This is a genomic window from Streptomyces sp. NPDC050161 (genome assembly GCF_044460025.1).
Classification (GTDB): Bacteria; Actinomycetota; Actinomycetes; order Streptomycetales; family Streptomycetaceae; genus Streptomyces.
Map to the genome: position 1 here is coordinate 31,619 of NZ_JBITJM010000014.1, position 17,375 is coordinate 48,993.

A 17,375-nucleotide genomic window follows, 5' to 3' on the forward strand; every position below is an offset into this window, starting at 1 on the left:
TGAACCTGGTTCGGAACTCTGCACGAGGGCTGTCGGTACGTGGACAGAGGGGGCTTCATCTCCGCGATGACCGCTACCGGCGGGCCAGTTCCGCGCGCAGGGCCGACAGGCACTCGTGCCGGTACGCCGCCAGACCCGGTGCCGCTGCGCACTTCCTGCGGTTGAACTCCCCGGTGTTCACCCAGGCAACGATCAGGTCGGCCAGGGATGAGACGCCGTCGTACCGTTCCGTCATCCCGTCCGTATGGCCGCTCATCGGGTAGAACGCCGGCATGAGCGCGGGGAGACCGAACCGGACCATGTCGTTGATGTTGCCCGTGACACAGGTCCGACCGCGTCGCTCGGTGATGCCGTTACGCGTGAGGTATTCGCAGACCGGCACGATGAGGAAGTCCGCCTCCGCGAGAGTCCGGTCGAATTCTTCCTGGGCGACGTAACCCGGGTGATCCCGCAGTTCGACCGCGGGAGATACCGCCTTCGCCGCCGCGTCGACGACAGCCTGGGACTCCTCGCCGGCGTGCTCTCCCAAGAACTCGACCCGAAGTGGCCTCGTCAACCGTGGGGAGGCGAGTTCCAGCGCGGACAGGACCTCGGCGTGGTCCCTGCCGCCGTACATTCTCCCCGGGATGCAGCACCGCACCTCGTCCCGCACGAACGCGGTGGGCGGGCGCTGCGGGTAGGCGATGTTGATTGCTCGGTCCCGCAGCGGGGCGCCGGGTGTCATGAGCCGGAGGTCAGGAAGAAGGACATGCGCCGCGCCGTGGAGAGCGAGCTTCGCGATGGCCGCGCTGGGCCGGTTCTCGTCCGGCGAGGTGAATGTGTTGAGGTTGTGTACCAGGCAGTGGTAGGCGGGTTTCCCCGCCCGCTCGCCGGACAGCAGGCCGCACAGGGCATCGACCGGGGTGACGATGAATACGTGATCCTGCGAGCTGATCGAGGATCTGCAACGCTCTATGAATTCAACGTACGGAACATTCGGTGTGCATACCTGCCACTCAACTTCCGCGGTGGAAGCGGCATTCAAGGATTCGGCGCAGAACGCGTTGGTGTAGACGGTCGGTTTCCCGCCGATGTCGACGACCTGCCGGATGAGGCTGTCGAGAACCTCGCTGTGTGCGCTGAGTTCGATCAGGCCGATGTTCATCGCGTGATATTCCATCAGCCTCGGTGGGACGGGTCTTCCAGGAGGAGCCCCTCTTCGACGAGCAGCCGCAGCAGCGGGGCGATGTCTTCCGCCGGGTCGAATGCGGGTGCCCATCCGCTGGCTTCCTCGAAGGTGAACGCATCGTGGCGGAGGATATTGTCGATCAGCTTCTCCGGGGCACCGTCGAGTGTGATCTTCCTCGTGCCGAAAAGAATCCGGTGCTGTTCGGACTCGGCATCGAAATCAACCTTGACAGGGGTGAACTTGGCCCGCCGCAGACGTGTGTCGCCCTTCACGGAGAGCGGCTGGAAGCCCGACTGGCTCGGCAGGCTGATCTCCCGGTGGCGACTGTCCTGTGAGGTCAGATGGTTGGAGATGTACGCCTCCACCAGCCGCTCGTCGTCGGCCAGCGTGGCGAGCCTGCCCAGCAGCGCGCGGACGTGGCCGGCCAGCTCGGTGGTGTCACCCCGGACGACGGGCGGCAGGTTACGCCTCCATTCCGCCTCGTCCATCAGCTCGTCCGCGAGCCACTTCAACCAGTAGACGCCGGTACGGCACGTCACCCCGAGCGTCAGGTGCAACGAGGGTTCGTCACAGGCTACCGCGTAGTGCCAGTGTCCCCGCGGAATGTAGAGCACGTCCCCCGGGTGGAGTTCGGTCTCGATGTAAGGGGATCCCTTGGGTTCGCCTGTGTCGCCGGAATTGTTGGTGTACTTGTCGAGCGGGTATTTGTACGTCTCCTCGGAGACGACCCACCGCTTCGTCCCCTCGATCTGCAGGATGAAGACCTCGTGGTCGTCGTGGTGCTGGTCGAACCCTTGCTGCTCGGGCCAGGAGCAGTACATGTTGACCTGGCTGCGGTGGCCGAGCCCGCGCTCGATCGACGATGCCAGTTCGGCGATCGCGGGAAGCCGCGCCTGCAACTGGTTGATGATGAGCGTGTAGCCGTCCTGGCAGTGCTTGATCCACTCCTCGGGCGTCTCGGGCTTCTCGAAGAGTTTTCTGCCTATTGCTGCGAGGCGGATCTCTTCACCGAAACGGAGACGATGGAAATTGAGAAGGTGGTTGAGCTGATCCCATGAGAAGAGCGGACGGAAGCGGTCCCGGTCCTGCCCGCGAAACACGACGCCCCGGGTTGTCCAGTTCTCGTGCAGGAATTGATCGAGTGGCATCGGGGCGAGCAGGGATTCGAGATCGAACACGCTGGTCCTTACGGTTCAAAGGGGCGGGCGCCCGGTGGCTCCAGGAGCCACCGGGCGGGTCGGATCCTGGACGGATTCCTTCCCTTACACGTCCTTCTGGTCGACCTCAAGGTTCGGCACGCTCTTGACCTGGGCCGTCTTCACCGTCTCCACGGAGAACCCGATCCGCTTCGGCTGACGGCCCGCGTGGGCCTCGCGCTGGGGTGCCGCGTGCATCTTGGCCATGATGACTCCTTGGTTAAGGGGCTTTTCCTTACCTCTTTCTTCTTCCTACCGAAAGCAGTGTGAAAAACGTGTCAAATATCATGAGTGTGTGGCAAACCGGGTTTGTCAAAGCATGTGAAACTCTTGGTAGTTGCGTGGCGTGAGGGGTGGGTGGGCCGGAAGTGGCAGACGGGGGCTTCGGTGGATTTCCGGCGGCAGTAGGGTCTGCGGCGTGACCGAGCCGTTCCACCTGAGTGAGACCCGGACGTCGTACGACACCGTTGCCGCCGACTACGCCGAGATGGTGCCTCCCGCGTTCGAGAACGACCTGTTGGGGCGCGCGATGCTGGGGGCGTTCGCGGAACTCGTGCGGGCCGCAGGTGGCCGCCCGGTCGCCGATGTGGGGTGCGGTCCTGGCCATGTGACGGCGCATCTCCATGACCGTGCAGGCCACACTCGTCGGGCAGCCGGAGAACCTGCGTGATCCGCACGCCTGCCTCCTGCTCCGCAAGCCGGTGAAGTCGTGGTCGGCGTAGGCGAGTTGGTCGCGACGGGGACACCGGCCACGACGGGAATAACCCGCTCGTCATGGGCGGCACCCGCGCGGCCCGTTAACCTACTTGCATGAATGCGCAAGTCATGTCGTGGGATTCGGCCGGCGCCGACCGTGCGGTCGCGGTGCTCAAGGCGGTGGCGGATCCGTCGCGCTACCGGCTGCTGTGGGCGCTGACCCAGCAGGAGCTGCCGGTGAGCGCACTGGCGGAGCTGCTCGGCGCGCACGTGGCGGCGACCTCGCAGCATCTGGCGAAGCTGCGGGCGGCCGGGCTGGTGGACTCCCGTCGTGAGGGCACGCGCATCTACTACCGGGCGGGCGAGCGCGTTCGGAGCCTGCTGGAGGAAGCGACTCTGGTCGCGAACGACGTGCGGGGAGAGGGCGGCGGCTCCGACGGGGCGCCGCCCGAGCCCGCCGCCGTCACGCGGGAGCGGACCGCGCGCCCGGCCAGGACGGCACGCATCCGGCGGCCGGCGGCCGAGCATTAGGCGCTGCCCGATGGGTCATGCGACCTGTCCGCGGTGACACCCTTCTCGCTGGTGTGGGGCGGGGTGATCCGTCGTATCAGGAGTGGAATCGGCTGGAGCCACACGTGCCGAAGAGCGCGGGACGGCTCACGCGGCGGGTGCACCACCAAGGTCCACCTGGCGGGTGACGGCGGATGCCGCCCGCTGTCCGTCCTCTGCGGGACTTGCTTGCCGATCGTGTGGTGCGGTGCCCGCGAGGTCAATGGAAGTTCGGCGGGCGGAACAGCCATCGCTGACAGGCGTTGTCCGCGCCCCATATATTTTTCTGATCGCTTACGGTTCCGTTATCGTGCATGTCCATCGCGCCGTGGGCTCCATGGGGAATGTCATGACACGAAAACTCCCAACCAGAATAGCCTCCGTCGTTATCGTCGTATTCATACATGGTCCAGCGGTCCGCGTTCTCGCTGGGCGGCTTCGCCTGGAGGAAAGAACTGTCACCGTATTTCGGGTAATCGATGTAGCGGCTGACAATGTAACCGGCGTATGGCCCGTCGGCGACCGCCAGGAAGTAGACTTGTTCCCCGGCTCCGTTGAGGAGCCTCCCTGCTGGCACGAAGTGAAATTCACCTGCCAGGTGACGGTCGGTCGTCCCTCCCAACATCCTCTCAAGATGCCCAAAGTACTCGAATTCGCACAGCATGATGAAGGGTGAATACCCGCTTTCATTACTCCGTCGCTGTCGTTCGAGCTTCCCCCTGCCGCCTTTCTGGGGGTCCTCGTGGTAAGGATTGAGTGAATCCAGGAAAGAGCAGCCCTGGATCTTGGCTGCGGCCCACAACGCCAGGTAGCCCGCCGCCTCGTACATGCCGCCTGAACCCGAGCCGTCGAACTGGTCCATTTTGGCTTTGATTTCCTCGCAGCTGAGCACCATCGGAACCCTCTGTGCAGCAGATGATTGGGGGCGTAGCGCTCCGGGTTACTCGCCGTTCCGTTCGGAAGGGGTTTCGGCCAGGAAACAGGCTGGTGGTGAAACCGCCGTTTGGCTTCGCGAGGAGCCGGCGTTCGCCTACCGCTCGGCTTCCACCGGTGTGCGGCTTCCACAGGAGTGCGCCCCCTTCACCGTCGCACGGGCGGAGGGCCGACGCCACCTGACTTCTGCCTTCAGGCGATGGTGCATGTATATCGCCACCTGGGCACCGGCACCCCCGGTACACCCCAAATCACCTGCCACGCAACTGACGTGACAAGGCCCTGCTGCAGACGTTCTCCGCTCAACTCGACTGATCTGCACCGATGTTGGGTGGGTCCGGAATCGGATTCCCGAAGTAGTCGTATGTGGTCCCGTCGTCCCCGCCTCCCTTGATGGACCCGGCCCCGCGTGCGGGTGAGCCGCCCTTCAGGCGTACGTCGTCCGGGGCGCTCGGCTCGGCGGACCTGAGCAGCGGGTCGGCGCGGACGCCGGCGGCATCACGGGGCTGATCGGTGTGCCAGTAGAGGTTGTTGCGGTAGGTGCTGACGGTGTCGCGGATGGGGGAGTCCTGGCCGGCCGTGCCCACGAACACGTTGTCCTGGAAAGTGACGCCGGTGAGGTTGTTGTCGTTGGCGACGAGCGCGGTGTCGGGCCGGTTGGTGACGATGGTGTTGCGGTAGACACGCGTATCGGTGGAAGCGCCGCACACGATGGAGACGACGCCGTAGCGCGAGGCCGTGTTCCGGTCGTTGATACTGATGTTGTCGTGGGCACGATTCCCGTCGCTCGCCATGTCTGCGGCATTGCAGACGAGCAGAAATCCGCCCTCGTTGTCGTGGCTGTAGTTGTACCGGTAGACGTTGCGGTTGTTGCCGCCGTCGATGTCGTACGCCATGGAGTCCCGCGTCCCGTGGCCCCCGGTGACCTCGTTGTACTGATACAGCACGTCATCTGAGTCCCAGGCCCAGACGCCGGCGTTGTAGTCGGCCGACCGCATGTTGAACCCGTCGACGTAGTTGTGCTCGACGAGGGCGCCGCGCGACTTCTGCACGACGATGCCGTCGCCGCCGACGTCGTAGACCTTGTTGTGCGTGAACATGACGCTGGTGGACTGCATGCGCCCGGCGTCGGTGCCGCGCTTCCAGGTGGAGGAGGTGGCGATGCCGGTACGGTCGACGTGGCGGACGGTGGAGCGGCTGACGCTGAGGTGGTCGAACCGGGTGGGGGTCTTGGAGCCCTTCACGGTGAAGAGGATTCCCCCGCTCGGGTCCGGGTCCTTGAAGTCGGCCCCGTGGATGTCGTGGACGTCGATGTCCTCGACGACGAAGTGGTGGGCGACGCCGTAGTCGGTGAGCTCGACGTAGAGGCCCGCGCGGCGGTCGGTTTTGGTGTCGGGGCCGGTGTTGGAGAGGTCGAGGTTGCGGATCTCCCACTGTTCGGTGTTGGCGAGGAGGAGCGCGGCGCGGGCACCCCCGCCATCGATGTGCGGCTTGCTCTCGCTCGTGCTCCCGTAGGCGTCGATCTGGACGGGCGCCCCGTCCGCCCCCTTTCCGTTGGGCGCGAGCACGCCTTCGCACTCCGTACCGCGCTTGAGGAGGAGGCGCTCGCCGGGGGCGTAGGTGTGGGCGCCGGCCTGGGCGAGGGTGCGCCAGGGTGCGGCGGGGGAGGTGCCGGTCGCGGTGTCGTCACCGTGCCGGCAGTCGAGGTAGTAGGTGGTGGCGTCGGGGGCGGCGGTTGCCATGGGGGTGGTGGCTGTGGCCAGGACGGTGGCCAGCAGGAGGGTACGTAAGGGCATGGCCCGGAACGTAGCGATGGGTCGGCCCGAAGGCCCATGGACACGCCGGAGGGCATTGTCACGTTAGGTGTGTGGCGGGTGGGTTGGGGTGCTGGTGTCCGGACAGACGGCCGCACCTGACACCCCGTCACCCCGCGCGCCGAACAGCATCGGACACACCCTAGGCGCGGCGGCCCCTGATTCAGGCGCCGTGTCCCGCCCCCTCGTCGGGTTCGTCCAAGCGGTACTCCTGCGGGTCGGCGTCGTAGGAGTACAGCTCGGCGTAGCGGCCCCAGTCGGTGGCGGTTTCCAGTTGTTGGGTGACCTGTTCGCTGGTGTAGTGGTGGGCGAGTACGTCGCGGAAGAAGCCGGCGCGCAGGGTGCCGTCCGGGTTCTGGTGCAGGCTGCTGGTGATCAGCTTGACGAGGGGGACGTCCGCGGCGGCCTCGGCGAAGATGGTCTTGGACTGCTGGACGTCGGCGCCCGCGAAGGCGGTGCCGCGGTCGGTGAGGAGGAGGTCGGCGTCGCTGACCTTCGCGAAGCCGAGCAGGTCGAGGGCGTCGACCAGGGGCAGGACGTCGTCGATCTCCAGGCCGAGGTCGTCGGCGAGGTCGGCGAGATCGCAGCGGCCACCCCGGTGGGCGACCATCTCGGCGAGACCGGACAGGCCGTCGACACCGGCGTGCGGCAGCGGGGTGTTGGCCGGGGTGCGCCTGTCGGGGCCCGCGCCCTCGGGACGGCCGGGGATCCGGGTCTCCTTGGCGCGTCCCGTCATGATCCGGTAGACGCGGTCGATGAGTTCTTCGAAGGCGGGCGCGTTGCGGTCGCGGGGGCGGTCGAGGCCGACGTCGATGGTTTCGCGGATGGTGCCGTAGGGGCGGGCGCCCAGAACGACGATGCGGTCGGCCATCAGGACGGCTTCTTCGATGTTGTGGGTGACCAACAGGATGGCGCGGGTGGGGAATTGGCCGGACTCCCACAGTTCCATCAGCTCACCGCGCAGGTTCTCCGCCGTGAGGACGTCGAGGGCGGAGAAGGGCTCGTCCATCATCAGGACGTCCGGTTCGACGACGAGGGCGCGGGCGAAGCCGACGCGCTGGCGCATGCCGCCGGAGAGTTCCTTGGGGTAGGCGGATTCGAAGCCGTCGAGCCCGATCAGGTCGATGGCCTGCCGGGCGGCGTCCGCCCGCTTGTCGGCGGGGACGGCGCGGGCTTCCAGGCCGAGTTCGACGTTCTGCTGGACGGTGAGCCAGGGCAGCAGGGCGAAGGTCTGGAAGACCATCGCGGTGCCGGGGTTGGCGCCGGTCAGGGGGGTGCCGCGGTAGGAGACCGCGCCGGAGCTGGGCGGTACCAGGCCGGCCAGGCAGCGCAGCAGGGTGGACTTGCCCGATCCGGACTTGCCGAGCAGGGCGACGACTTCGCCGGCCCGGACCTCCAGGTCGATGCCGCTCAGGACGGGCAGTTCGCCGTCGGCGCCCGCGTAGGTCTTGGTGAGGCCGGCGGCCTCCAGGAGGACGTCGCCGTCGGCGGCGCGGGGCGGCTCGGCGGGGAGGCCGGCGGGGGTCTGCCCGGTCCGGGCGAGGCCGAGGGCCCGGGGGAGTGCGGTGCACAGGGTGCGCAGGGTGTTCAGCGCCATGGGTGGCTCCGGAATCGCGTAGGGAAGTTCAGGGGAGAAGCTCAGAGGGCGTAGCGGGTGTCGGCGAGGCGGTGGAGGCGGCGCCAGAGGAGGCGGTTGAGGCCGACGACGTACAGGCTCATCACCGCCACACCCGCGAGGAGGTGCGGGAAGTCGCCCGCCGCGGTGGCCTTGGCGATGTAGGCGCCCAGGCCGGTGGCGGTCAGGGTGGTGGGGCCAAAGGTGACGACCTCGGCGACGATGGAGGCGTTCCAGGCGCCGCCGGACGCGGTGATGCCGCCGGTGACGTAGGAGGGGAAGATCCCGGGGAGGATCAGCCGCTTCCAGCGCTGCAGGCCGCGTACGCCCAGGTCGTCCATGGCCTCGCGCAGGTCACTGGGGATGGACATGGCGCCGGCGATGGTGTTGAAGAGGATGTACCACTGGGCGCCCAGCGCCATCAGCAGGATGCCGCCGATGTCGAGGGACAGGCCGGTCTTGAGGAAGAACCAGACGGCCAGCGGGAAGAGGAAGTTGGCGGGAAAACTGGCCAGGACCTGGACGACCGGCTGGGCGATCCGGGTCAGCCGGGGCGAGAAGCCGATCTTCACGCCGATCGGCACCCAGATGACCGTCGCGGCGACGACGAGGACGATGACGCGGGCGAGGGTGGCGAGCCCCAGCAGCAGCGGCTCGCCGAACACCCCGAGTCCGGTGCGGTCGTTGAGGTATCCGCCGAGGTCGATCAGGCCCCACAGGATCAGGCCGCCCGCGACGACCGTGAAGGTGAGGTCACCGGTGCGTCGGCGGGCCGGGTCGACGGCCAGGGGCCGGTCGCCGGTGCCGAGTACCCGGCCGACGGTGCCCAGCGCGCGGCCCACGGGGCGCAGCGCGCCGCCGATCAGCTGCGGCCAGTGGGAGCGGCGCAGGAAGTCCAGGACGACGGAGCGCTGTACCTCGCTCGCCTCGGACTGCTCGTTCTTGAACTTCTCGGCCCAGGCGGTCAGTGGCCGCCAGAAGAAGAAGTTCACGCCGATGACCATGACCGCCATGGTGAGGATGGCCCAGCCGACCTTCGTCAGGTCGCCGTCGGCGATCGCGGCTCCCGCGTAGGAGCCGACACCGGGCAGCGCGTAGTCCCTGTTGTTCACGCTGATCGCCTCGGACGCGACCAGGAAGAACCAGCCGCCGCCGAAGCTCATCATGCCGTTCCAGACCAGCCCGATCATCCCGGACGGCAGCTCGACCTTCCAGAACCGCATCCACCGGGTGAACCGGAACGACCGTGACAGCTCGTCGAGTTCACGGGGCAGGGAGGTGAGCGTGGAGTGGAAGGCGAAGGTCATGTTCCATGCCTGCGAGGTGAAGATCGCGAAGATCGACGCGCACTCCAGGCCCAGCATCGAGCCGGGGAACAGGGCGAGGAACCCGGTCACCGCAACGGTCAGGAAGCCCAGTACCGGTACGGACTGGAGGATGTCGAGCGCCGGGATCAGGATCCGTTCCAGCCGCCGGCTCTTGGCCGCGGCGTAGGCGTAGACGAAGGTGAAGACGGTGGACAGGGCCAGCGCGACGAACATCCGCAGCAGCGAGCGCGCCGCGTCGTACGGCAACCGGCCGGGGCCGGTGTCCACCGTGACGGAGTGGCTGGGGGAGAAGCGGACGGTCGTGCCCTGACCGACTCTCAGGACGAGGTAGCACAGGACCAGGACGGCCGCGGCGACGACCACGTCCACCCAGGTCATGCGGGACAGGCGGCCGGTGAACCGGGAGCGGAGCGAGGCCCCCGAGGGGGCGGTGGGACTCGTCGTACGGAACGACATCACAGAACCTCCGGCCACACCGGGCACGGCGGGCTCCGGGCGTGAGCGCGCACGCCGGGCCACGCCGGCCCGGCGTGGAGGAAAAAGGGAGAAAGCGGGACCGCCGTGGGCGGGCATCCGGTGCCCGTGCGGCGGCAGCGCCCGTGGCACGGTTCGGTCAGCCGTGGCGGCGCACAGAGGTCAGAGGCGGCCGGTGAGGCAGCGCGGACTGGGAGGGTCTTCGCCCATGGCTGCCTCCTCCAGTGATGCGGTGCGATCCGGTGCGACACGGCCTCGCCCGCACGGCGCGGCGGGCGGCTCGACGGGGGAAAGTCTGCCTTTTGTTGCGTCTGTACGCAAGTATCGGGCGCTTTTTATTTGCGTCTCTGTGCAAATACGGTGGGTGGCTTCAGGGTTCGGGCTTCGGGGGAGGTCCGCGGGGCCGGCCGCCCGGCGAGCGGTGTCACGCCTCGGACCGGGCCTTGGCCGGGCCTGCGACACGCGGTACCTTCGGTGCGATATCGACGACGGCACGACGGAAGCCGGTGGAAAACCGGCACGGTCGCGCCACTGTGTGCACACCCGCCCCGTCCCCGCGGACGGGGCGGGTGTGTGAGTCAGACCCGTGGCCGTCGTCCTGTGCACCACCGAGTTGGGACGCGAACTCCCAGAGGAGGCCACGACATGGCGCAACACGTCGCCCAGCCGACCGCCACACCCCAGGCCGTACCGGTCAAGCTGCCGCTGAAGGCGGTCGCTCCCTGGGCGGTCTTCTTCGGCATCCTGATGCTGGTCCTGCTGTACTTCGTCGGCGCCGAACAGGGCGCCACCTCCGTGTTCAGCGGCGCGGAGGTCCATGAATGGGTGCACGACGCCCGCCACCTGCTCGGCTTTCCCTGCCACTGACGCGAGGGGCGCCGCATACCCATGAACTCCGCAACGGTAAGAAACCTGCTCGTGCGGGGCATGCTCGCCGGCCTCGGCGCCGGCGTGCTCGCCCTGATCGTCGCCTACCTCATCGGTGAGCCGAACGTCGACAGCGCCATCGGCTTCGAGGAGGCCCACGCGGGCCACTCCCATGAACACGAGGTCGAACTCGTCTCCCGGGGCGTGCAGTCCACCGCCGGACTCGCCACCGGCGTCCTGGTGTACGGCATCGCCTTCGGCGGAATCGCCGCACTCGTCCACTGCTTCGCCCTGGGCCGCGTCGGCCGTTTCGGCCCGCGCGCCACGGCGCTGCTGCTGTCCGGCTGCGCCCTGCTCGCGGTGTACGTCGTACCGTTCCTGAAGTACCCGGCCAACCCGCCCGCCGTCGGCAACCCCGACACCATCGGCAAGCGGACCGCCCTGTACTTCCTGATGATGGTGCTGAGCGTGCTCCTCGCCGTCGCCGCGACCCTCCTGGGCAAGCGGCTCGCCCCGAGGACCGGCACCTGGTACGCCACGGTCGTGGCCGTCGCGGCCTTCGCCGTGGTCGTCGGCCTCGCGTTCGCCTTCCTGCCCGCGATCAACGAGACGCCGGAGCACTTCCCCGCGGCCCTGCTGTGGCGCTTCCGGCTCTCCGCCCTCGCCATGCAGCTCACCCTGTGGGCCGGATTCGGCCTGCTCTTCGGCGAGTTGGCGCAGCGGCTGCTGCGTCCGGCGGCGACGGCGGTGCCCGGACGGGCGGTGCCTGCCGGGCAGTGACGCGACCGACCGGCACGAGGGCCCGCGGATCCGTCCGGGGGCCCTCGCGCCGTCACGGAAGGCCCCGAAGGCGGCGCACCGCGCTCCTCAGGCGGCGGCGAGCGGACCCCCGAGCCGCACGTTCCACCGTCCGGCCCGTCCGCTGAGTTCGGTGCAGGTCAGCGGCGGTACGTCGAAACGCCAGAACGCGGCATCGGGCGCCCCGGTCGCGCGCACGGCCGCGGCCCGCACCACTTCGGGCTCCACCACGGCGACGACCCGGCCCGCCGGACGGAGCGCGTCGAGCCAGTGCGCCACCCGCGCACACACGGCGGCCACCGACTCCCCGCCGGGCGCCGCCGTCCGCGGATCGGCGAGCCAGCGGGCCACCGCCTCCGGATCGGCCGCGCTCACCTCCTCCAGCGTCCTGCCGCGCCAGCGCCCCGCGTCGAGACCGGCCAGCTCCGGCGGCGCGTCACCGGCGTCGAGCCCGAGGGCGCGGGCGGTCTCCCGGCAGCGGACGCTCGGTGAGGTGACGACGGCGGCCGGAGCGGTCAGCGAACCGGCCGCCGCGCGGGCCCGCGCCGCACCCGCGGTGTCGAGCGGGTCGCCGTCGTCGAAGGCGGCCCGGCGCAGCGACGCGGTCGTGGCGGGCGAGACGAGCAGGACACGGCTGGTCACAAGGGCTCCTTCGGGCGCGGTGCGGTCAGGTGGCGCGGTGGACGACGGGATAGGGGACGTAGGTGCGGCGGTCGGGGTCGATGGCCAGCCGCCCGCCGGCCGGGGGCCGTGCCCGCTGCGCGCAGTCGCGGCGCTCGCAGATCCGGCAGCCCAGGCCGATCGGGGTGGCCGCGCGGGCGCCGTCCAGCGCGACACCGTCGGCATAGACGAGACGGTGCGCATGGCGCAGTTCGCAGCCGAGCGCGAGGGCGAACTCGGCGCGCGGGGCGCGGTGGCCGTATCCGCCGCGGGTGAGGGTCCGTGCGATCCAGAAGTACCGCTTGCCGTCCGGCATTTCGGCGACCTGCGTCAGTATCCGGCCGGGCGCGGAGAACGCCTCGTACACCGTCCACAGCGGGCAGGTGCCGCCCAGCCGGGAGAAGTGGAAGTCCGTCGCCGACTGCCGCTTGGAGATGTTTCCGGCCCGGTCGACCCGCAGGAAGGAGAACGGCACGCCCCGGCGGCCGGTGCGCTGGAGGGTGCTCAGGCGGTGGCAGACCGTCTCGAAGCCGACGCCGAAGCGCGCCGACAGCAACTCGATGTCGTAGCCCGCCTCTTCGGCCGCCGCGTGGAAGGCGGTGTACGGCATCAGGAGCGCGCCCGCGAAGTAGTTCGCCAGGCCGATGCGGGCCAGCGCCACCGAATCCGGTGAGGTCAACTCCTGGGCACTGGCCGCTAGTTGGGCCAGCAGCGGCCCCTGCTCCAGCAGGGCGAGCTGGGTGGCGAGCTGGAAGGCGCGCCGGCCGTCGCTGAGCCACGGGGACAGGAACAGCAGCCCGGTGTCCCGGTCGTAGCGCCGGGCGTCGGACGAGCGCTGCGCGGCGGCCCTGACCACCCGGACGCCGTGCCGTTCGGCGAGGCGCGCGGTGAGCGGCACGGACGCCAGGCCAGGCGCCAGTTCCATGGCACCGGCGATGCGCTCCGCCTCGGCGTCCAGCGCGGCGAAGTGGTTGTGGTGGGCGTAGAAGAAGTCGCGGACCTCGTCATGCGGTTCGCCCGGGAGCAGCGGCGGTCCGGACGCGTCCGGCGCGGCGAGCACGGCGGCCCGTTCGGCGGCGTCGCGGTAGCGGCGGTGCAGGGCGACCAGGGCGCGGGCCACCTCCGGGTGGTCGCGGGCCGCCTCGGTGATCTCCTCGGCGGCGGGCAGTGGCGCCCCGCACGCCTCGTCCGCGAGGGCGGTCCGCAGATCGGTGGCGAGACGGTCCTCGTCGGCCTCGGAGAAGAACTCCGTGTCGACGCCGAAGACCTCGGCGATCCGCAGCAGCACCGGAACCGTCAGCGGGCGTTGGCTCTGCTCGATCTGGTTGGCGTAGCTGGTGGAGATGCCCAGCGCGCGGGCCATGTCCACCTGGTTCATGCCGTGTTCCCTGCGCAGGCGGCGCAGCTTGGCGTGCGCGTAGACCTTGCGGCCTGCCGGTCGCCCGGCCATGGCGGACCTCCCCGTCGTGAGCCGCAGGGCGGTGGTGCCACGGCGGCTGTGGAGGTGAACGTAGCATCCGCAGAATTCGCAACGTCCGCAGCTTCGCGACCCGGCCGGGTACGGATTCCGCACCCGGGAACGGTGTCCCGCCCACCGCCCACCGGGCAGTCTCACTCCTGTCACCACCACAGGAACGCCGACCCACGAGGAGCCCCGTGATCGAGCACCACGTCCGCGTCCGTCCCAGCGCCGACCGGCTCCCGCGTCAGGAGCAACTCGCCTGGAAGCTCGCTTCGGTGGCCACCGCAACCGACGAACTGGACACCGGCAGCGTCACCATGGCCGTCAACCGGGTCATCGACAACGCCGCGGTCGCCGTCGCCTCCCTGACGCGCCGCCCGGTCGCCGTCGCCCGCGCCCAGGCCACCGCCCACCGCGCCGCCGCCCCCGGCGCCGCGGTCTTCGGCTCCCGCGCCAGGGTCTCGCCGGAGTGGGCCGCCTGGTCCAACGGCACCGCCGTGCGGGAACTCGACTACCACGACACCTACTTGGCGGCCGACTACTCCCACCCCGGCGACAACATCCCGCCGCTGCTCGCCGTCGCCCAGCACACCGGACGCACCGGCGCCGACCTGCTGCGCGCCGTCGTCGCCGCGTACGAGATCCACGTCGCCCTGGTCAAGGGCATCTGCCTGCACGCGCACCGCATCGACCACATCGCCCACCTCGGCGCCGCCACCGCCTGCGGCATCGGCGCCCTGCTGCGGCTGCCGACGGAGACGGTGTACCAGGCCGTGCAGCAGACGGTGCACACCACCACCGCGACCCGGCAGTCCCGCAAGGGCGAGATATCCAGCTGGAAGGCGTACGCACCCGCCTTTGCCGGCAAGGCCGCCGTCGAGGCCGTGGACCGGGCGATGCGCGGCGAGACCTCCCCGTCCCCGGTCTACGAGGGCGAGGACGGCTTCCTGGCCTGGATGCTCGAAGGGCCCGGCGCCGACTACACCGTCAGCCTCCCGGAACCGGGCGAACCGCGCCGCGCGATCCTCGACACGTACACCAAGGAGCACTCCGCCGAATACCAGGCCCAGGCGGTCATCGACCTGGCACGGCGGCTGCGCGAGCGGACCGGCCCGCTGGAGCAGGTGCGCTCGGTCGTCCTGCACACCAGCCACCACACCCATCACGTGATCGGCTCCGGCGCGCGGGATCCGCAGAAGTACGACCCCACCGCGAGCCGCGAGACCCTCGACCACTCCGTGCCCTACATCTTCGCCGTCGCCCTCCAGGACGGCGCCTGGCACCACGAGCGGTCCTACGCACCCGAGCGCGCCCGCCGCCCGGACACGGTCGGGCTGTGGCAGAAGATCACGACGGTCGAGGACCCGGAGTGGACCCGCCGCTACCACGACCCCGACCCGAGCCGCCGTGCCTTCGGCGGACGCGCGGTGATCACCCTCGACGACGGCACGGTCGTCGAGGACGCACTCGCCGTCGCCGATGCCCACCCGGCCGGCGCCCGGCCCTTCGACCGCCCCGCCTACGAAGGCAAGTTCCGCACCCTCGCCGACGGCATCGTCACGCCGGACGGCCAGGACCGCTTCCTGGCCGCCGCCGCACACCTGGCCGAGCTGACCGCCCCCGACCTCGACGGGCTGTTCCCCGCCGTCGACACCGACGCCGTCGCCGCGTACGACGCGGGCCTGCCGAAGGGACTGTTCTGATGCTGCACACCCGCACCACCCCCGCCGGGCGCCGCCGCGCGCTGCGCGAGCGGCTCGCCACCGGCCGCCTGCTGACCGTGCCGGGCGCCCTCAACCCGCTCTCCGCCCGCCTCATCCAGGACACCGGCTTCGAGGCCGCCTACCTCTCCGGCGCCGTACTCGCCGCCGACCTGGGCCTGCCCGACATCGGCCTGACCACATCCACCGAGATCGCCGCCCGCGCCCAGCAGACGACCCGCGCCACCGACCTGCCCGTCCTCATCGACGCCGACACCGGCTTCGGCGAACCGATGAACGCGGCCCGCACCGTCCAGCTCATGGAGGACGCGGGACTGGCCGGACTCCACCTGGAGGACCAGGTCAACCCCAAGCGCTGCGGCCACCTCGACGGCAAGACCGTCGTACCGCGCGAGGAGATGACCCGCCGCATCCGGGCCGCCGTCGACGCCCGCCGCGACCCCGGCTTCCTGCTGATGGCCCGCACCGACGCCCGCGCCGTCGAGGGCCTGGACGCGGCCATCGACCGGGCGAAGGCGTACGTCGACGCCGGCGCCGACGCGGTCTTCCCCGAAGCCCTCGCCGACGAGGCCGAGTTCGCGGCGTTCCGCGAGGCCGTCCCGGTGCCCCTGCTCGCCAACATGACCGAGTTCGGCAAGGGCCGCCTGCTCGACGCACACACCCTGCAGAACCTCGGCTACGACATCGCCCTCTACCCGGTCACCCTGCTGCGCCTGGCCATGGGCGCCATGGAGGACGGCCTGCGCACCCTCGCAGCCGACGGCACCCAGGAATCCCTGCTGCCGCGCATGCAGACCCGCTCCCGGCTCTACGAACTCCTCGGCTACGAGGCGTACACCGCCTTCGACGCGGCCGTCTTCGACTTCACCCTCCCGCCCGGCACCTGACGCACCGGAGACACCCACCATGACCACCGTCACGCCCCGGATCCACCGGGGGCTCGCCGGCGTCGTCGCCGACACCACCGGCATCTCCACCGTCATCCAGGAGACCAACTCCCTCACCTACCGCGGCTACCCCGTCCAGGACCTGGCCGCACACCGCTCCTTCGAGGAGGTCGCCCACCTGCTGTGGTACGGCGAACTCCCCGGCCCGGGACGGCTGCGGGACTTCCGGGCCCGCGAACGCGCCCTGCGCCCGCTGGACCGCACCACGTCCGAGCTGCTGCGCCGGCTGCCCGAAACCTGCCACCCCATGGACGTGCTGCGCACCGCCGTGAGCGTCTTCGGCGCCGAGGACCCCACCGAGGACGACGGCAGCCCCGCCGCCAACCGCGCCAAGTCCCTGGCCCTGCTGGCGAAGCTGCCGACCGTGGTCGCCGCCGACCAGCGCCGCCGCCGGGGCCTCGGCCCGATCCTCCCCGACCCCGGACTCGGGTACGCGGAGAACTTCTTCCAGATGTGCTTCGGCAGCGTGCCCGCCCCCGAAGTGGTCCGCTGCTTCGAGATCTCCCTCGTGCTCTACGCCGAACACAGCTTCAACGCCTCGACGTTCACCGCACGCGTGGTGACCTCCACCCTCTCCGACCTGCACAGCGCCGTCACCGCCGCGATCGGCGCACTCAAAGGCCCGCTGCACGGCGGCGCCAACGAGGCCGTGATGCACATGCTGGAGGAGATCGGCGACCCGGACCGGGCCGGGGAGTGGCTGGACGCGGCCCTGGCCGGCCGACGGAAGATCATGGGCTTCGGACACCGCGTCTACCGGCACGGCGACTCCCGCGTACCGATCATGCAGGAGGCCCTGGACCGCCTGGTGGCCCGCGCCGCCGACCCCGAAGCCACCCGTCTCGGCGCACTCCACAGTGCCCTGCGCACCGCCGTGCTCGCCCGGAAGGGCATCCACCCGAACCTCGACTACCCGGCGGGCTTGGCCTACCACCTGATGGGCTTCGACACCCCCACCTTCACCCCGCTCTTCGTGATGAGCCGCATCACCGGCTGGAGCGCCCACATCACGGAACAGCTGGCCCACAACGCGCTCATCAGGCCGCTCGCCTCCTACGACGGCCCGGGGCAGCGGGCCGTACCGGCCGCCCGTAGCGCGCCGGTCCTGCCCCCGGCACGGGCGGGAAACCGAGGTCGGTGACGGACC

At 69.9% G+C, this 17,375-nt stretch carries 14 protein-coding genes, 2 pseudogenes and 1 riboswitch; of the genes and pseudogenes, 7 read left to right on the forward strand and 9 right to left on the reverse strand.

Going from position 1 to position 17,375, the window contains the following annotated elements; genetic code table 11:
• Positions 1 to 73 precede the first annotated feature (73 nt).
• The 3 genes from ACIBK8_RS22580 to ACIBK8_RS22590 form a co-directional block, all read right to left on the reverse strand.
• Positions 74 to 1,144 carry a hypothetical protein gene (locus tag ACIBK8_RS22580; protein WP_399043592.1) on the reverse strand — a complete coding sequence of 357 codons (1,071 nt, stop codon included), beginning with the start codon at positions 1,142 to 1,144 and terminating at the stop codon, positions 74 to 76.
• Positions 1,145 to 1,158: 14 nt separating this feature from the next.
• The gene (locus tag ACIBK8_RS22585; RefSeq protein WP_399043593.1) at positions 1,159 to 2,346 is read right to left on the reverse strand and encodes a cupin domain-containing protein; all 1,188 of its coding nucleotides are present in this window, start codon (positions 2,344 to 2,346) and stop codon (positions 1,159 to 1,161) included.
• A gap of 84 nt (positions 2,347 to 2,430) precedes the next feature.
• Positions 2,431 to 2,571 carry a hypothetical protein gene (locus ACIBK8_RS22590; RefSeq protein WP_399043594.1) on the reverse strand — a complete coding sequence of 47 codons (141 nt, stop codon included), beginning with the start codon at positions 2,569 to 2,571 and terminating at the stop codon, positions 2,431 to 2,433.
• A gap of 211 nt (positions 2,572 to 2,782) precedes the next feature.
• On the opposite strand from ACIBK8_RS22590, the pseudogene ACIBK8_RS22595 reads away from it, so the two are divergent.
• Positions 2,783 to 2,986, forward strand: a pseudogene (locus tag ACIBK8_RS22595) (SAM-dependent methyltransferase); the annotation flags it as partial.
• 188 nt (positions 2,987 to 3,174) lie between these two features.
• Entirely contained in the window at positions 3,175 to 3,591 is a 417-nt protein-coding gene (locus ACIBK8_RS22600; protein ID WP_399043595.1) for an ArsR/SmtB family transcription factor, read from the forward strand.
• Positions 3,592 to 3,829: 238 nt separating this feature from the next.
• Here ACIBK8_RS22600 and ACIBK8_RS22605 read toward each other — a convergent pair whose 3' ends face one another.
• From ACIBK8_RS22605 to ACIBK8_RS22620, 4 genes are all read right to left on the reverse strand, one after another.
• Positions 3,830 to 4,504, reverse strand: a complete 675-nt coding sequence (locus ACIBK8_RS22605) for a hypothetical protein (RefSeq protein ID WP_399043596.1) — start codon at positions 4,502 to 4,504, stop codon at positions 3,830 to 3,832.
• Between the two features lie 340 nt (positions 4,505 to 4,844).
• Positions 4,845 to 6,338, reverse strand: a complete 1,494-nt coding sequence (locus ACIBK8_RS22610; protein ID WP_399043597.1) for a right-handed parallel beta-helix repeat-containing protein — start codon at positions 6,336 to 6,338, stop codon at positions 4,845 to 4,847.
• Positions 6,339 to 6,519: 181 nt separating this feature from the next.
• Complete coding sequence (locus tag ACIBK8_RS22615; protein WP_399043598.1) at positions 6,520 to 7,953, reverse strand: nitrate/sulfonate/bicarbonate ABC transporter ATP-binding protein; 1,434 nt, start codon at positions 7,951 to 7,953, stop codon at positions 6,520 to 6,522.
• Positions 7,954 to 7,994: 41 nt separating this feature from the next.
• The gene (locus ACIBK8_RS22620; protein ID WP_399043599.1) at positions 7,995 to 9,755 is read right to left on the reverse strand and encodes an ABC transporter permease; all 1,761 of its coding nucleotides are present in this window, start codon (positions 9,753 to 9,755) and stop codon (positions 7,995 to 7,997) included.
• A 516-nt stretch (positions 9,756 to 10,271) separates the two neighbouring features.
• A riboswitch (cobalamin riboswitch) is annotated at positions 10,272 to 10,357 on the forward strand.
• A 61-nt stretch (positions 10,358 to 10,418) separates the two neighbouring features.
• On the opposite strand from ACIBK8_RS22620, the gene ACIBK8_RS22625 reads away from it, so the two are divergent.
• Together ACIBK8_RS22625 and ACIBK8_RS22630 are read left to right on the forward strand one after the other, a co-directional pair.
• Positions 10,419 to 10,640 carry a CbtB-domain containing protein gene (locus tag ACIBK8_RS22625; RefSeq protein WP_399043600.1) on the forward strand — a complete coding sequence of 74 codons (222 nt, stop codon included), beginning with the start codon at positions 10,419 to 10,421 and terminating at the stop codon, positions 10,638 to 10,640.
• A gap of 21 nt (positions 10,641 to 10,661) precedes the next feature.
• Positions 10,662 to 11,420 carry a CbtA family protein gene (locus ACIBK8_RS22630; protein WP_399043601.1) on the forward strand — a complete coding sequence of 253 codons (759 nt, stop codon included), beginning with the start codon at positions 10,662 to 10,664 and terminating at the stop codon, positions 11,418 to 11,420.
• Between the two features lie 87 nt (positions 11,421 to 11,507).
• On the opposite strand, the gene ACIBK8_RS22635 is transcribed toward ACIBK8_RS22630, so the two are convergent.
• Both ACIBK8_RS22635 and ACIBK8_RS22640 read right to left on the reverse strand, forming a co-directional pair.
• Positions 11,508 to 12,080 carry a histidine phosphatase family protein gene (locus ACIBK8_RS22635; RefSeq protein WP_399043602.1) on the reverse strand — a complete coding sequence of 191 codons (573 nt, stop codon included), beginning with the start codon at positions 12,078 to 12,080 and terminating at the stop codon, positions 11,508 to 11,510.
• Between the two features lie 109 nt (positions 12,081 to 12,189).
• Positions 12,190 to 13,548 (reverse strand): annotated as a pseudogene (locus ACIBK8_RS22640) (short-chain fatty acyl-CoA regulator family protein); the annotation flags it as partial.
• Between the two features lie 206 nt (positions 13,549 to 13,754).
• Here ACIBK8_RS22640 and ACIBK8_RS22645 point away from each other — a divergent pair.
• Genes ACIBK8_RS22645 through ACIBK8_RS22655 form a run of 3 tightly spaced genes read left to right on the forward strand, consistent with a single transcriptional unit; the run spans position 13,755 to position 17,369 of the window.
• Positions 13,755 to 15,263, forward strand: a complete 1,509-nt coding sequence (locus tag ACIBK8_RS22645) for an MmgE/PrpD family protein (RefSeq protein ID WP_399043603.1) — start codon at positions 13,755 to 13,757, stop codon at positions 15,261 to 15,263.
• A complete protein-coding gene (prpB, locus tag ACIBK8_RS22650; RefSeq protein ID WP_399043604.1) occupies positions 15,263 to 16,168 on the forward strand; it encodes a methylisocitrate lyase in 906 nt (301 codons plus the stop codon). Before ACIBK8_RS22645 ends, prpB begins: the two co-directional genes overlap by 1 nt.
• A 19-nt stretch (positions 16,169 to 16,187) precedes the next feature.
• On the forward strand, positions 16,188 to 17,369 hold the full coding sequence (locus ACIBK8_RS22655; RefSeq protein WP_399043605.1) for a bifunctional 2-methylcitrate synthase/citrate synthase: 1,182 nt from the start codon (positions 16,188 to 16,190) through the stop codon (positions 17,367 to 17,369).
• Positions 17,370 to 17,375 lie beyond the last annotated feature (6 nt).

Coding starts and splice junctions, on each gene's coding strand:
- ACIBK8_RS22655 (WP_399043605.1), top strand. CDS start 16,188: ATGACCACCGTCACGCCCCGGATCCACCGGGGGCTCGCCGGCGTCGTC.
- ACIBK8_RS22620 (WP_399043599.1), bottom strand. CDS start 9,755: ATGTCGTTCCGTACGACGAGTCCCACCGCCCCCTCGGGGGCCTCGCTC.
- ACIBK8_RS22580 (WP_399043592.1), bottom strand. CDS start 1,144: ATGAACATCGGCCTGATCGAACTCAGCGCACACAGCGAGGTTCTCGAC.
- ACIBK8_RS22600 (WP_399043595.1), top strand. CDS start 3,175: ATGAATGCGCAAGTCATGTCGTGGGATTCGGCCGGCGCCGACCGTGCG.
- ACIBK8_RS22590 (WP_399043594.1), bottom strand. CDS start 2,571: ATGGCCAAGATGCACGCGGCACCCCAGCGCGAGGCCCACGCGGGCCGT.
- ACIBK8_RS22630 (WP_399043601.1), top strand. CDS start 10,662: ATGAACTCCGCAACGGTAAGAAACCTGCTCGTGCGGGGCATGCTCGCC.
- ACIBK8_RS22610 (WP_399043597.1), bottom strand. CDS start 6,338: ATGCCCTTACGTACCCTCCTGCTGGCCACCGTCCTGGCCACAGCCACC.
- ACIBK8_RS22615 (WP_399043598.1), bottom strand. CDS start 7,953: ATGGCGCTGAACACCCTGCGCACCCTGTGCACCGCACTCCCCCGGGCC.
- ACIBK8_RS22625 (WP_399043600.1), top strand. CDS start 10,419: ATGGCGCAACACGTCGCCCAGCCGACCGCCACACCCCAGGCCGTACCG.
- ACIBK8_RS22605 (WP_399043596.1), bottom strand. CDS start 4,504: ATGGTGCTCAGCTGCGAGGAAATCAAAGCCAAAATGGACCAGTTCGAC.
- prpB (WP_399043604.1), top strand. CDS start 15,263: ATGCTGCACACCCGCACCACCCCCGCCGGGCGCCGCCGCGCGCTGCGC.